Annotated in this window: 17 protein-coding genes; 2 read left to right on the forward strand and 15 right to left on the reverse strand. The window is 72.8% G+C overall.

Annotated features, from left to right (window positions below):
- Positions 1–42: 42 nt before the first annotated feature.
- From ACFWPT_RS12865 to hisI, 13 genes are all read right to left on the reverse strand, one after another.
- A complete protein-coding gene (locus ACFWPT_RS12865) occupies positions 43–906 on the reverse strand; it encodes a DsbA family protein (RefSeq protein ID WP_380376409.1) in 864 nt (287 codons plus the stop codon).
- A gap of 66 nt (positions 907–972) precedes the next feature.
- Positions 973–1,491, reverse strand: coding sequence for a MauE/DoxX family redox-associated membrane protein (locus tag ACFWPT_RS12870; RefSeq protein ID WP_350885695.1), 519 nt, complete (start codon positions 1,489–1,491; stop codon positions 973–975).
- A 200-nt stretch (positions 1,492–1,691) separates the two neighbouring features.
- Complete coding sequence (locus tag ACFWPT_RS12875) at positions 1,692–1,940, reverse strand: hypothetical protein (RefSeq protein WP_063347164.1); 249 nt, start codon at positions 1,938–1,940, stop codon at positions 1,692–1,694.
- A 211-nt stretch (positions 1,941–2,151) separates the two neighbouring features.
- A complete protein-coding gene (trpA, locus tag ACFWPT_RS12880) occupies positions 2,152–2,961 on the reverse strand; it encodes a tryptophan synthase subunit alpha (RefSeq protein WP_063347165.1) in 810 nt (269 codons plus the stop codon).
- Positions 2,962–2,963: 2 nt separating this feature from the next.
- Positions 2,964–4,235 (reverse strand): tryptophan synthase subunit beta, encoded by a 1,272-nt coding sequence (trpB, locus tag ACFWPT_RS12885; RefSeq protein WP_063347166.1) that lies wholly within the window; start codon positions 4,233–4,235, stop codon positions 2,964–2,966.
- Between the two features lie 47 nt (positions 4,236–4,282).
- Positions 4,283–4,432, reverse strand: a complete 150-nt coding sequence (gene trpM, locus ACFWPT_RS12890) for a tryptophan biosynthesis modulator TrpM (RefSeq protein ID WP_167745855.1) — start codon at positions 4,430–4,432, stop codon at positions 4,283–4,285.
- A 9-nt stretch (positions 4,433–4,441) separates the two neighbouring features.
- A complete protein-coding gene (trpC, locus tag ACFWPT_RS12895) occupies positions 4,442–5,248 on the reverse strand; it encodes an indole-3-glycerol phosphate synthase TrpC (RefSeq protein WP_063347167.1) in 807 nt (268 codons plus the stop codon).
- 347 nt (positions 5,249–5,595) lie between these two features.
- Complete coding sequence (locus ACFWPT_RS12900) at positions 5,596–6,039, reverse strand: DUF2752 domain-containing protein (protein WP_063347168.1); 444 nt, start codon at positions 6,037–6,039, stop codon at positions 5,596–5,598.
- A gap of 135 nt (positions 6,040–6,174) precedes the next feature.
- A complete protein-coding gene (locus ACFWPT_RS12905) occupies positions 6,175–6,429 on the reverse strand; it encodes an HGxxPAAW family protein (RefSeq protein WP_380334098.1) in 255 nt (84 codons plus the stop codon).
- Positions 6,430–6,664: 235 nt separating this feature from the next.
- Entirely contained in the window at positions 6,665–7,267 is a 603-nt protein-coding gene (locus ACFWPT_RS12910) for a TIGR02234 family membrane protein (protein ID WP_380376397.1), read from the reverse strand.
- On the reverse strand, positions 7,264–7,764 hold the full coding sequence (locus ACFWPT_RS12915; protein ID WP_380481637.1) for a Uma2 family endonuclease: 501 nt from the start codon (positions 7,762–7,764) through the stop codon (positions 7,264–7,266). Before ACFWPT_RS12915 ends, ACFWPT_RS12910 begins: the two co-directional genes overlap by 4 nt.
- Positions 7,765–7,814: 50 nt before the next feature.
- Entirely contained in the window at positions 7,815–9,338 is a 1,524-nt protein-coding gene (locus tag ACFWPT_RS12920; protein ID WP_380334091.1) for an anthranilate synthase component I, read from the reverse strand.
- 48 nt (positions 9,339–9,386) lie between these two features.
- Positions 9,387–9,758 carry a phosphoribosyl-AMP cyclohydrolase gene (gene hisI, locus ACFWPT_RS12925; protein ID WP_063347172.1) on the reverse strand — a complete coding sequence of 124 codons (372 nt, stop codon included), beginning with the start codon at positions 9,756–9,758 and terminating at the stop codon, positions 9,387–9,389.
- Between the two features lie 215 nt (positions 9,759–9,973).
- Between hisI and ACFWPT_RS12930 the strand changes: the two genes are divergently transcribed.
- Both ACFWPT_RS12930 and ACFWPT_RS12935 read left to right on the forward strand, forming a co-directional pair.
- Complete coding sequence (locus tag ACFWPT_RS12930) at positions 9,974–10,549, forward strand: hypothetical protein (RefSeq protein ID WP_380481639.1); 576 nt, start codon at positions 9,974–9,976, stop codon at positions 10,547–10,549.
- A 19-nt stretch (positions 10,550–10,568) separates the two neighbouring features.
- Complete coding sequence (locus ACFWPT_RS12935; protein WP_380481641.1) at positions 10,569–11,213, forward strand: TIGR03085 family metal-binding protein; 645 nt, start codon at positions 10,569–10,571, stop codon at positions 11,211–11,213.
- Positions 11,214–11,316: 103 nt separating this feature from the next.
- Here the strand turns inward: ACFWPT_RS12935 and ACFWPT_RS12940 are convergent, their stop codons facing one another.
- Both ACFWPT_RS12940 and ACFWPT_RS12945 read right to left on the reverse strand, forming a co-directional pair.
- On the reverse strand, positions 11,317–11,817 hold the full coding sequence (locus ACFWPT_RS12940; protein WP_380481643.1) for an NUDIX domain-containing protein: 501 nt from the start codon (positions 11,815–11,817) through the stop codon (positions 11,317–11,319).
- A 30-nt stretch (positions 11,818–11,847) separates the two neighbouring features.
- Complete coding sequence (locus ACFWPT_RS12945; protein WP_380423251.1) at positions 11,848–13,200, reverse strand: tetratricopeptide repeat protein; 1,353 nt, start codon at positions 13,198–13,200, stop codon at positions 11,848–11,850.
- Between the last annotated feature and the right edge of the window lie 103 nt (positions 13,201–13,303).

The following is a 13,303-nucleotide window of genomic DNA, read 5'->3' on the forward strand; positions in this document are numbered from 1 at the left end:
ACGGGGAGGAGGCGGCGGCGGTCACCCGGCGGTGTGCAGGGCTCAGCCCGCGGTCGGCGACGGGTTGTTGGCCTCCGAGGCGGTGCTGGTGGGCGCCGGGGTCTGCCCGTTGGAGCCCGCGGTGCCCAGCTGCTTGCCCTGATTGGCGGCGTCGACCCACTTCACCAGGTTCGCCGGGGTGATCTCCTCGGCGCCGTTCTTGGGGTAGACCGGCTGGCCGTTGAGCAGCACGGTCGGGGTGGACTTGTAGCTGGACTTGTCGAAGTCCTGCTGCACGGACGACACCCATCCGCCGTACTTGTTGTCGTTGACGCAAGCCTGGAAGGCGGGCGTGTCGAGGCCGTTGACCTGCTTGGCGAGGTTGATCAGGACGGCCTTGTCGCCGAAGGCGTCGCTGGTCTCGCCCGGCTGGTTGCGGTACAGCACGTCGTGGAAGTCCCGGAAGTGCCCGGCGTCCTGGGCGCAGGCCAGCGCGTTGGCGCCCGCCTTGGAGCCCTTGCCCGGGACGGCCCGGTCGATGAACGACACGATGTGGTAGTTGGTGTAGATCTTGCCGGCGTCTTCCAGCTGGTCGACGGTCGAGGAGAACTCGCGCTCGAAGATCCCGCAGGCCGGGCAGCGCGGGTCCTCGTAGACGGTGAGGACGGCCGGGGCGTTGGCCGAGCCGGCCGGGATGACCAGGTTCTTGTCGCCGATCGTCCCGGCGGGGGCGGCGACCGGGGTCTCCGGCTTGGAGCGCTGGTTCTGCACCACGACGCCGGTGACCACGGCGGCGGCGATCACCACGAGCACCGCGCCGCCCACCAACAGCTTCTTCCTGCGCTTGGACGTGGCCTCGTCGGCCGACCGCTGCTCCAGCATCCGCTCGCGGGCGGTGCGCTTGCCTTCTCGGTTCTTCTCGCTCATTGCCTTGACATCCACAATCGGGAGGGCCTTCGTGGGGTGGGGTGGGGGTGCGGCGGGGCCGGCCGGTCAGCTCGCCAGCCAGCCGTCCGCCGAGAACCTGGTGCGGGGCCGCCACAGCAGCCACCCGGCCAGCAGGAGGAACCCGGTGTCGCGCAGGATCTCCTGGAGGTACTCGGTCTGCGAGGCGTCGACGTGCCCGCCGCCGCCGAAGCAGCCGCAGTCGATCGAGATGCCGCGCGCCCAGGCGGCGGCGATCCCGGCGATGAAGGTGAGCAGCAGCAGCGCGGAGACGCCGGCGACGATCCGGACGCCGAGGCCGATCACCAGCAGCAGGGCGAGCGCCAGCTCCAGGAAGGGCAGGGCGTAGCCGACCGGCTTGACCAGGCCCTCGGGCAGGATCTCGTAGGCGCGGACGGCCTGGGCGGCCTCCGCCGGGTCGGCGATCTTGGCCAGGCCGGCCCAGCCCCAGACCACCGCGAGGCCGAGCCGGACGACGGTGCCCAGCCACGGACTCCAGGCCGGCACCGGCCGCCGGGCGGGCGGCGCGGGCGCCGGGTCACCGGGCTGCGCTGCCGGGCCGGCCATCAGGGAACCCCCCTCGGGAAACTCGTTCACTTCCTGATGAACCGTAAGGGACGAAGGGCGGTTCCTCCATATTCAGGAATTAAGCCGGATGGGTGACGTCTGGTGATGGTGTGTCCGAATCCGGCGAACGTCCGTTCAAGGGCGGACGGCCGGGCGGGTGGCCGCGCGGACGCCCGTGGTCGATCAGGTCCGCGCGGCCCTCAGGAGCGGCAGCCGGGCGGACGCCCCGGGTCGAACAGGTCGGCGCGGCCCTCGTGGTGCGGGTGGGCGGCCCGTTCGGCGGCGTCCCAGCGGGCCGCCTCGGCGCAGGCGTACGCGTCCCGCACGGCCCGCTCGGCACCGCGCCTGGCCAGCGCCTGCCCCACCTCGGTGTGCGCGCCGACGGCGGCGCCGAGCGCCAGCGCGGCGGCGGCCGCCCGCAGCAGAACGGCCCGATGGAGACCCGGCACCGGCTCACTCCTTCGCTCGCTCGGCAACCCCCGTGCACCTCGTTCGTGCACTCGTCCCTCCACTCAACGCCGGTCAACCCCGCCTGATGCGTGTGCCCGTCGCTGTTCACCCGTTCGGGGCCGCGCGAGCGCCGCCGCCCGGCGAGCCGGGCGCACGCAAACGCGACGGCCCGCCACCCACGAAGGGCGACGGGCCGTCAGGACGTACGGGTCAGCGCCGGCGGACGCCCGCCGCCAGCTCGCCGGCCAGGGCGCGCACCGCGTCCAGCGCGGCCGCCTCGTCGTCGCCGGCCTCCAGGATCCGCTTCACGAACGCGGAGCCCACGATCACGCCGTCGGCGAAGCCCGCCACCTCCGCGGCCTGCGCGGGGGTGGAGACGCCGAGGCCGACGCAGACCGGCAGGTCGGTGGTGGCCCGGGTGCGGGCGACCAGGTCCTCGGCGAGCGAGCCGACCTGGGCGCGGGTCCCGGTCACGCCCATCACGGCGGCCGCGTAGACGAAGCCGCTGCCGGCCGCGGTGACCTCGGCCAGGCGCGGGTCCTTGCTGCTGGGGGCGACCACGAACACGGTGTCGAGCCCGTGCTCGTCCGCCGCCTTGCGCCACTCCTCGGACTCCTCCACCGGCAGGTCCGGCAGGATGCAGCCGGCGCCGCCCGCGGCGGCGAGGTCGGCGGCGAAGCGCGCGGTGCCGTAGCGGTCGACCGGGTTCCAGTACGTCATCACCAGCACCGCCGCCTCGGGGTGCGCGGTGGCGACCTCCTGGACGGTGCGCAGCACGTCCTTGATCCGCACGCCGCCGCGCAGCGCGATGTCGTCGGCGGTCTGGATGACAGCGCCGTCCAGGACCGGGTCGGAGTGCGGCAGGCCGACCTCGACGATGTCGCAGCCGCCCTCGATCAGCGCGTTGATCGCCCGGATGCCGCCGTCGACGGTCGGGAAGCCGCCCGGCAGGTAGCCGATCAGCGCGGCGCGGTCCTCGGCCTTGGCGGCCGCCAGGATGCCACTGAGCTTCGATGCCATGGTCACTTACCCCCGTGGGCCGCGTCGTGGGCCGAGCCGCCGGCCGGCTCGTCGTACAGGCCGAAGTACTCGGCCGCGGTGTGCATGTCCTTGTCGCCGCGCCCGGAGAGCGAGACCAGGATGGTGGCCTCGGGCCCGAGCTCGCGGCCCAGCTCCAGGGCGCCGGCCAGCGCGTGGGCGCTCTCGATGGCCGGGATGATGCCCTCGGTGCGGGACAGCAGCCGCAGCGCCTGCATGGCGGCGTCGTCGGTGACGGGGCGGTACTCGGCCCGTCCGGTGTCCTTCAGCCAGGCGTGCTCCGGGCCGACGCCCGGGTAGTCGAGGCCGGCGGAGATGGAGTGCGACTCGATGGTCTGGCCGTCCTCGTCCTGGAGGACGTAGGTGCGCGAGCCGTGCAGCACGCCGGGGTCGCCCTTGGTGAGGGTGGCGGCGTGCTTGGGGGTGTCGGCGCCCTCGCCGGCGGCCTCGCAGCCGATCAGGCGCACGCCGGCGTCGGGGATGAACTCGTGGAAGATGCCCATCGCGTTGGAGCCGCCGCCGACGCAGGCTACGACGGCGTCGGGCAGCCGCCCGGTGCGGTCGAGCACCTGCTGGCGGGCCTCGATGCCGATGACCCGGTGGAAGTCGCGGACCATCATCGGGAAGGGGTGCGGGCCGGCCACGGTGCCGAACAGGTAGTGGGTGGAGTCCACGTTGGCGACCCAGTCGCGGAACGCCTCGTTGATGGCGTCCTTGAGGGTGCGGCTGCCGGAGGTGACGGACACCACCTCGGCGCCGAGCATCCGCATCCGGGCGACGTTCAGCGCCTGGCGCTGGGTGTCGACCTCGCCCATGTAGATGGTGCAGTCGAAGCCGAACAGGGCGCAGGCGGTGGCGGTGGCCACGCCGTGCTGGCCGGCGCCGGTCTCGGCGATGATCCGGGTCTTGCCCATCCGCCGGGTGAGCAGGGCCTGGCCCAGCACGTTGTTGATCTTGTGCGAGCCGGTGTGGTTCAGGTCCTCGCGCTTGAGCAGGACGCGCGCGCCGCCCGCCTCGGCGGAGAAGCGGTGCACGTCGGTCAGCGGGCTCGGGCGGCCGGTGTAGTCCTTGAGCAGGCCGTCGAGTTCGGCGGCGAAGGCCGGGTCGGCCTTGGCCTTCTCGTACTCCTCGGCGACCTGCTCGACCGCGGCGACCAGCGCCTCGGGGATGAAGCGGCCGCCGTAGGCACCGAAGTAGCCTCGGGCGTCCGGCACCTGGGCGCCGGGCAGGTAGTCCTTCGCGGACTTGTCGGACATGGTGGAGTCCTTTGGAAGATGACGACAGGGACGTCTCGTGGCTGGGCTCAGCCGGATGTCCGTCGCCATCGGCGGCCCGGCACCTGCCCGGGCTCGCAGCCGATCACGTAGCGCACCCGCCGCCCCAGCACCCGGCGTGCGGGCGCGCGGCAGCCGCGCGGGCGGCAACCGGGGGCGAGGCGGGTGGCGATCTTCATGTCGGCGGATCAGTCCTTGTGCCGGACGGCGGGGTGGGCGCCGGCCGCGACCAGGTCGGCGACCGCGGCGCGCGGGTCCTTGCCGGTCACCAGGGACTCGCCGACCAGGACGGCGTCGGCGCCCAGGTTGGCGTAGGAGATCACGTCCAGCGGGCCGCGCACGCCGGACTCGGCGATCTTGACGACGCTGTCCGGGATGGCGTGGACGACGTTGCCGAAGGTGTTGCGGTCCACCTCAAGGGTCTTGAGGTTGCGGGCGTTGACGCCGATGATCCGTGCCCCGGCGTCCACCGCGCGCTTGATCTCCTCCTCGTCGTGCACCTCGACCAGCGGGGTGAGGCCGATCGACTCGGCCCGCTCGATCAGCGACACCAGGGCCGACTGGTCGAGGGCGGCGACGATCAGCAGCGCGAGGTCGGCGCCGTGCGCGCGGGCCTCCCACAGCTGGTAGGCGGTGACGATGAAGTCCTTGCGCAGCAGCGGGGTGTCCACCGCCGCGCGGACGGCGTCCAGGTCGGCCAGCGAGCCGCCGAAGCGGCGCTGCTCGGTGAGCACGCTGATCGCGGCGGCGCCGCCGGCCGCGTAGTCGCTCGCCAGGGCGGCCGGGTCGGCGATCGCGGCCAGGGCGCCCTTGGACGGGCTGGAGCGCTTCACCTCGCAGATCACCCGGACCCCGTCGCCCTTGAGCGCGGCGACGCCGTCCTTGGCCTCCGGGGCCTTGGCGGCGAGTTCCTTCAGCTGGTCCAGGGAGACCCGGGCCTGCCGTTCGGCGAGGTCCTCGCGGACCCCCTCGATGATCGTGTCGAGCACACTCATGCGCACACCTCGCTTCGCTCAGCAGGCGCTGCGCGCAACACGCACCTGTCAATGGTTCGCTCGCTCACGCGAAGTGCCCCCAACATTTCTGTTCGTTCGCCGGCGACGAGCCGTCCGGGCGGTGGCCCGGCGGCACTTCGATGGTATCGGCACCCGGGGGCGCGGGGCGCATCCGCCCGGTGTGCGTCTCGCGTGCCGGACGCCCCCCTGAGCAGCCCCCAACTGCGGTTTCACCGGTTCTCCGGCGGTGCCCGAACGTGCGGTGCGGACCAAGTGGACCGATGTACGGGCCCCGGTGTGGACCGGTGCGCGAGCCTGCGCGGGTCGCTACCCGTCGGCGTGGGCGGTCAAACCAGCAGGGGCGCCAGCCCCGCCCCGACGGGCAGGTTGCGCACCACCGTGAACACCAGCAGCAGCAGGAGGATCAGCACCCAGCGCCGGGCCCCGACCGGCGGCCTGGGCCGCGGCCCGGCGCCGGTCAGCGCGGCCCAGGCCCAGCGCAGCCACAACAGCGCCAGGACGCCGAACAGCAGGACGGCCGCGGCGTTGTCGTGCAGCGCGCCCGTGAAGTCCCCGTGGGCCAGCGCGTGGACGCAGCGCAGCCCCCCGCAGCCGGGGCACCACCAGCCGGTGGCGGCCAGGAAGGGGCAGTCGGGGTAGTGCCCGGGGGTGTTCGGGTCCACCGCGGCGACGTAGACGGCGGGGACGGCCACCGCCGCCAGCGCGGCCAGCGGCGGGCCGAGCCGGCGCAGGACGGGCGGCAGGGCGGAGGTGGTGGAGGCGGAGGTCACGCCCCGATTCTGCCCGTGCCGGGCCCGGACAGAACGAAACGGCGGGCGTGGCGCGCCCGCCGTTCGGTACTGCTACAAGTCGGTACTGCTACGAGTCGTACTCCTGCGAGTCGTACTGCTGCGAGGAGTCCGTCGTCAGGCGGCGACGGCGGCCCGGGCCGCGCGCTGCTCCTCGTGCGAGGTGTACACGTTGGCGCTCGGCTGCTGGCCCATGCCCGCCATCGACATGGCCTTGCCGACCACGCCGCCGGCCAGGATGACCGCGATGCCGGCCCAGACCAGCATCACCGACGGGAGGATCATCGCGACCCCCGCGATCCCGAAACCGATGAACGTGATGGTCACGCCGGTCCAGGCGGCGGTGGTGTGACCGTGTGCTGCTGCTGCCATCTGAGTGGTGCTCCTAGCCTCTCGGGGCCCGGCCGGGCCTGCGGGGCCGCCGGCGGGTTGACGGGTTCCATTGTGCCGGGCCACACACCGGCGGCCCAAAGCGGGTGGCGGGTCTATCGCGTCACACCGCCGCCGGGGCCCGTTGCGGGCTGCTGAGGTCTACTGGGGCCCGCTGAGGCCCGAAGCCCGGGCCCGCTCGGGCCCGGCGCTCAAGGCCCGCGCTCAGACCCCGCGCTCAGACCGTGGTCGGGTCCTCGCCCCGGTCCAGCGCCTTCCACAGGTCGGCCGGGGTCTCGCTCTTCGCCGGGGCCTTGCGGGTGGGCGCCTCGTAGCGGCTGCCCATGGCCGGCCAGCTCCGGCCGTAGCGGAGGGTGAGCAGCCCGGCGACGGCCAGCAGCAGCCCGCCGGCCAGCGCCACCCAGGGCCAGCCGGTGTGGCCGACCTCGGTGGCCGCCGACCCGGACAGCGCCAGCTTGCGGGCCGCCTCGGCGTCCAGCGCGGCGGTGTCCCCGGCGCCCGCGGCCGAGGCGGCGGCCGCGCCGAGGCCCGCCAGCAGGGTCAGCGCGCCGACCGCGAGCCGGCCCGCGCCGCGCACCGCGAACACCGCGACGGCCGCCGCGAGCCCCACCAGGGCCAGTCCGCCCGGGAGTTCGGAGATCGCGCCGCCGGAGACGGACACCGCCAGGGTGCCGGCCCGGCCCTCGGCCCAGACCCGGCCGACGGCGGTCAGCACCAGCACGGCGCTCAGCACGGTCAGCAGGAGCATCACGCCGAGCGTCCGGCGGCCCGACGCGGGGGCCGGCGGGGCGGGTACGGGGGTCTGGTCAGGTGCGCTCACCCGTCCACTATCCCCCGCCCGGCGTCCGGCCCCGCACCCGGGGTGGGCGGCCCGGCCGGGAACTCGTCCGTCCGCAGCACCAGCGTCCGCCCGGCGAGCGGCAGGAACAGGTCGTTGCCGAACGGCACCCGCTCCGCCTCCCGGTACCCGCCGTCGGCGGACGGCGCGGTGTGCACGGTGCAGGCCGCCGCCGCCGGGTCGACCACCACGTACAGCGGGATCCCGCTGCGCGCGTACGCCAGCGCCGTCTCGGCGAGGTGCGGCCGGGCCACCTCCAGGACGGCCTCGACGTCGCTCCCGGCGTACCGGCCCCGGCCGTCGGGCTCCGCCCCCGGGGCGGTCACCGTCAGGTCGGGGATCAGGTCGGGGGCGTCGGCCGGGGCGTCGGTCACGGCGCCGGACAGCACCCGGCCGTGCCCGCCCAGCTGGTCCTCGATCTGGGCGGCCGCATCGAGCACGACCACCCGCCGCAGTTCGTCGGGCGACACCTCGGACATCCCGGCCGCCTCCCTCGACGACTCACGGCTTACAGCTCACGACTGTCGACTCACGACAGTTCCGGCGTCCGCAGCGTATTGGCGGTGGCGACGGCCCGCAGCACGGCGGCCGCCTTGTTGCGGCACTCGGTGTCCTCCCCGTGCGGGTCGGAGTCCGCGACCACGCCCGCGCCGGCCTGCACGAAGGCGGTGCCGTCGCGCAGCACGGCGGTGCGGATCGCGATCGCGGTGTCGGAGTCCCCGGCGAAGTCCAGGTAGCCGACGCAGCCGCCGTACAGGCCGCGGCGGGTGGGCTCCAGTTCCTCGATGATCCGCATCGCGCGGGGCTTGGGCGCGCCGGACAGGGTGCCCGCCGGGAAGCAGGCGGTCAGCACGTCGAAGGCGGTCCGCCCGGGCGCCACCCGGCCGGTGACGGTGGAGACGATGTGCATCACGTGGCTGTAGCGCTCGATGTGCATGAAGTCGACCACCTCCACGCTGCCCGGCTCGCAGACCCGGCCGAGGTCGTTGCGGCCCAGGTCGACCAGCATCAGGTGCTCGGCCCGCTCCTTGGGGTCGGCGAGCAGTTCGGCGGCCAGCGCCGCGTCCTCGTGCGGGGTGGCGCCGCGGTGCCTCGTCCCGGCGATCGGGTGCACCATCGCCTCGCCGGCGGTCACCTTGACCAGCGCCTCCGGGCTGGAGCCGACCACGTCGAAGCCGCCCTCGGCGGTGCCGTCCGGCCCCGGGAAGCGGAACAGGTACATGTACGGGCTGGGGTTGGTGGTGCGCAGCACGCGGTAGACGTCCAGCGCCGAGGCCGGGCAGGGCGCCTCGAAGCGCTGCGAGGGGACGACCTGGAAGGCCTCGCCGGCCCGGATCCGCTCCTTCACCACCTCCACCGCCGCCCGGTACGGCGCGCCGCCGAACGGGGAGCGGGCCTCGCCCGGCCCGGCAGGGGTGAAGGTGGCCAGGCCCGGGTCGACCGGCTTGAGCAGGTCGGCCTCCATGGCGTCCAGCCGGGCCACCGCGTCCGCGTAGGCCTCGTCCACGCCGCTGGCCAGGTCGTTGTGGTTGACGGCGTTGGCGATCAGCAGCACCGTGCCGTCGACGTGGTCGAGCACGGCGAGGTCGGTGGCGAGCATCATGGTCAGCTCGGGCAGCCGCAGGTCGTCCGGGTTGAGGTCGGGCAGCTTCTCCAGCCGGCGGACGACGTCGTAGCCCAGGTAGCCGACCAGGCCGCCGGTGAGCGGCGGCAGGCCGTCGTCGTCGCGGCGCGGGGTGTGCAGCGCCTCCAGCGCGGCGCGCAGCACCTGCAAGGGGTCGCCGCCGGTCGGGATGCCGACCGGCGGGGTGCCCAGCCAGCGGGCCTCGCCGTCCTCCCCGACAGTGAGGACGGCGGCGCTGCGGACGCCGACGAAGGAGTAGCGCGACCAGCTGCGGCCCTGCTCGGCGGACTCCAGCAGGAAGGTGCCGGGCCGCTCCTCGGCGAGGCTGCGGTACAGGCCGATCGGGGTGAGACCGTCCGCGAGGAGCCTGCGGGTGACCGGGATGACCCGGGTGTCGACGGCGAGCTTGCGGAAGGCTTCGAGATCCATGGCGAGCGGCACCTTCTGGAGTTCCGGTAGGAGGAGCAGGAGGAGGGGTCAGGCGAGCGGGAGCACGTCGGCGTCGAAGCAGGTGCGGTCGCCGGTGTGGCAGGCGGCACCGGTCTGGTCGACCTTCACCAGCAGGGTGTCGCCGTCGCAGTCCAGCGCCACCGACTTGACCGCCTGGGCGTGGCCGGAGGTGTCGCCCTTCACCCAGTACTCGCGGCGGCTGCGGCTCCAGTAGGTGCAGCGGCCGGTGGTGAGCGTGCGGTGCAGCGCCTCGTCGTCCATCCAGCCCAGCATCAGCACCTCGCCGGTGTCGTACTGCTGCGCGATCGCCGGGAGCAGGCCGTCCTCGGTGCGCTTGAGGCGCGCGGCGATCTCGGGGGCCAGGGCGGTGGTGCCGGGGGTGGCGGGTGTGGTGGACATGGGGCCATTGTTGCAGTCCGGCCCGCAGCCCCGGTGCGGCCTGCGCCCTGCGCCGTGCGCCTTGTGCGGTGGGCCCTACACGGTGCACTCACTACCTCCGGGCTGGATCCGTGCGGCCGGGGAGCCTATCCCGCCCTACCCCGAACCTCGCCGTAAAGGGGCGATTTCGGCCAACCGCCTGCCGGGCGGGCCCCGCGTGGGCCATCCTCATGCCCATGACCTCCGAGCAGCAGCCGCCCGCAGCCGCCGACTCCCGCCCGTCCCGGGGCCTGGTCCTCGCCGTCGTGGCCGTCCTGGCCGTGCTGCTCGCGGTGGTGGCCACCGTCCTGCTCTGGCCGGAGGAGCGCAAGCCCGCCGCCGCGCCGCCCCCGCCCACCCCCACGGCCACCCCGACCCCGACGCCCACCCCCACGCCGACACCCACCCCGACCAAGACCCCGCCGTACGCCTTCTTCCCGGTCGGCGCCTGCTTCGACCACCCGCAGCTCAGCCCGGTGATCACCAAGGCCGAGGAGCGCCCCTGCACCGGCGAGCACGACGGCCAGGTGATCGCCGACCTGAAACTGGCCGACGGCCTGACCGGCGAGATCCCGATCTCGCTCGCCATGCGCGAGGGCTGCAAGGAGGCCGAGGCCGCCGCCAAGGCCCGCCAGAACGACGGGAAGACGTACTACGGCCGCCAGTTCGGCCCCGCCCAGGCCAACTACCAGCAGGGCTGGCGGGACTACACCTGCACCCTGACGGCCTCCAACAAGCAGGGCGGCCCCAAGCTCACCGGCAACCTGCACTGACAGCCTCTATCGTGGCGCCATGTCGAACCACGCCCTCGCCGAACGCCACCGCCTCGCCGCACTCCTGGCCGCCGCCGGGCCGGACGCCCCCACCCTCTGCGCCGGGTGGACCACCCGCGACCTCGCCGCCCACCTGGTGATCCGGGAGCGCCGCGCCGACGCGGCAGCCGGCATCCGGGTCGGCGCCCTCGCCGACTGGACCCACCGGGTGCAGTCCGCGTACGCCGAGCGCCCGTACGAGGAACTGCTGAAGCTCTTCCGCTCCGGCCCGCCGGTGTTCTCCCTGTTCGCCCTGCCCGGCGCCGACGAGGCCGCGAACACCGTCGAGTACTACGTGCACGCCGAGGACGTCCTGCGGGCCGCCGACGACTGGACGCCCTCCCCGGTGCCCGCCGGCCGCGCCGAAGCCCTGTGGCGCCGCCTGCCACTGCTGGCCCGCCTGGAAGCCGGCCGCCGCTCCCCCGTCCGCCTGACCCTGCGCCGCCCCGACGGCCAGTCCCTCACCGTCGGCCCCACCGGCTCCCCCACCGTCCAACTCACCGGCGAACCAGGCGACCTGGTCCTCTTCACCTACGGCCGCGGCACCCACACCACCCTCACCACAGACGGCTCCCCCGACGCCCTCGAAGCCCTCCGCCACGTCCTCCCCCTGCCCGCGCGGTAAAAGCGAGAGAAATGAAGCGCTGCCCCTCGGAATACCGAGGGGCAGCGCTCGACGACCCAAGACCGATAGAAATGGGAGGAGATCGAAAACCCCCGGTCGACAATCAGCTCCGCCACGAGTCGAGAGAGACGCTCGGGCCATCGGTGAGATAGCTGATCAGAGCGCCCCTGGTAGTGGAGACGAATTCCTCCGGTACGGCACCGACGCCGACCCACGCAACGTCCGAGTGCTTGGCAGGTTCCCCGTTCGCGAGCTCACCGGACCACCGGTGAGTCGCGAAAACGACAGTCAGGAAGCCGTTGGGAGCCTCGACGCCGCGAGCACCGTGGATGACGTGAACGAGTTGCAAGTCCTCGGGAGCGGCGACGAGCCCGGTCTCCTCCCTGAGCTCGCGAACCGCCGTCTCCGTGATCGGCTCGCCTGGTTCGCTCTTGCCGACCGGCAGATCCCACAGGCCCTGCGCGAACTTGGCCCTGGGCCCCCGCCGGAGAAGAACGACACGTTGAGCTTCAAGGTCATGGACGATGACGGCGGCGACCAGCAGAGTCATCGACTCCGTAGCGGGATTGAGAGCAGTCATCTGATCGGCGGTCGGCTGAGCCACGTCGGTCGGGTCCTTCCTGCGGTACGGCTGTCATGTCAGTGCCTCGCGTGTCCGGCGTTCCAGATCTACGGCTCCAGGAACACCACGTCTACGGTAGATCGCCAAGCACGGGCGGATTGAGGAAATCGCCTTTCTCGTCCGGTCCGAGGTCATGCCGGCCATGAGGTCGAGCGCACGCCCCCAGGCTGCGACCGCCTCGTCCGCTCGGGCTTGAACAGCCAAGCTGTCACCCAGATCTGCGTAGGTGAGGGCGTGAACCCGCTTGTACTTCTCGGCATCCCAACGAATCAGCGCGGCACGGTGCTGCTGTTCGGTTCCTGCGTGGTCCCCGAGGTCGGTGAGGGTTCGAGCAGTGTGGCTGGCGACAGTACCGACCGCAGGGCCGCTGACGAATGAGAAACTGGGCTGAGGGTCGCCATCTCGAACGAGGGCGTTCTCCGCGGCGAGGAGCGCCTTGGCTGCGGAGGACTTGTCACGGGTGGCGGCGAAAGCACGAGCGTGAGTGATGTGAAGAAGCGCCTCGGTCCTTCCATCCACCCGACCAACGCTCCGAGCGAGTGCATTCTCGATCAGCGCCGCACAGTGGTGGGGCTGCTTGAGACTGAGCGCCTGATGGGCCAGGGTCCGCATCATCCATCCGGCGTGACCATGGGGGTCCGACTCCACAGCGAGTTGGTAGCCGACCTGGTAGTAGCGCTGGGCAGCGCCTTCTTGGCCGAGGTCGTGGTGTTTCCATCCAGCAAGGTAGGCAAGTTCGGCCACGGCTCCGAAGGCGTGCCGCCGCGTGCTTTCGTTGGGGAAGCGGCCGTTGAGCATCGGGGCTGCAGTGTCGGCCAGGTAAGCGGTCACGGTGGTCAGCCCGTGCCCGCCGCCGAGTCGTTCGTCTGCCGCGCTGAACACGGCAGTGATCTGCCGAACGACCTCAACTTCTTCAACACCGATGCGGGCCAAGCCGGTCCGGGCCCTCATCAGGCGCGAAATCGGCTCAGGATCGTAGAGCAACGGCATGGCTACACCGGCAGTTGTGAATGCGGCGACGGCCAGAAAGGTGCGGCGCTCGACATCTGCACGGCCGAGATTGGCAACCGCCTCGACCGGATCACTACTCACCGCCAAGGACTCTTCCGGGGTGGCGAAGCCGAGTTCGGCAAGGGTGACCCGGCGCCCGGAGCGGCGGGAGAGCGCCTCGGCGATGTATTGGCCGACTTGCCCCGCCGGCTGCGCGCCGTTGATCCAGTGGGCCACGGCGGACTTGTTGGTGAGGAGCATCTCACCGTTCTCCGCACCGATGCACCGCACAGCACGGGCTAACGCCTCATAGGTCCATCCGCCCGCTGAAATCGTCTCCCTGAGGCGGTGATTGGGTTCCCTGCGTGTGGCCACGATCGATCCCCTGAGGTCGGGCTGTAAACCGCGTAAACCACTCTACGTGTCGACAGGTATACCGATCGTGCTGTTGGGCCGGTTCACTGGATTCGAGCCTGCC

The organism is Kitasatospora sp. NPDC058478, from assembly GCF_042720345.1.
In the GTDB taxonomy this organism is placed as follows: Bacteria; Actinomycetota; Actinomycetes; order Streptomycetales; family Streptomycetaceae; genus Kitasatospora.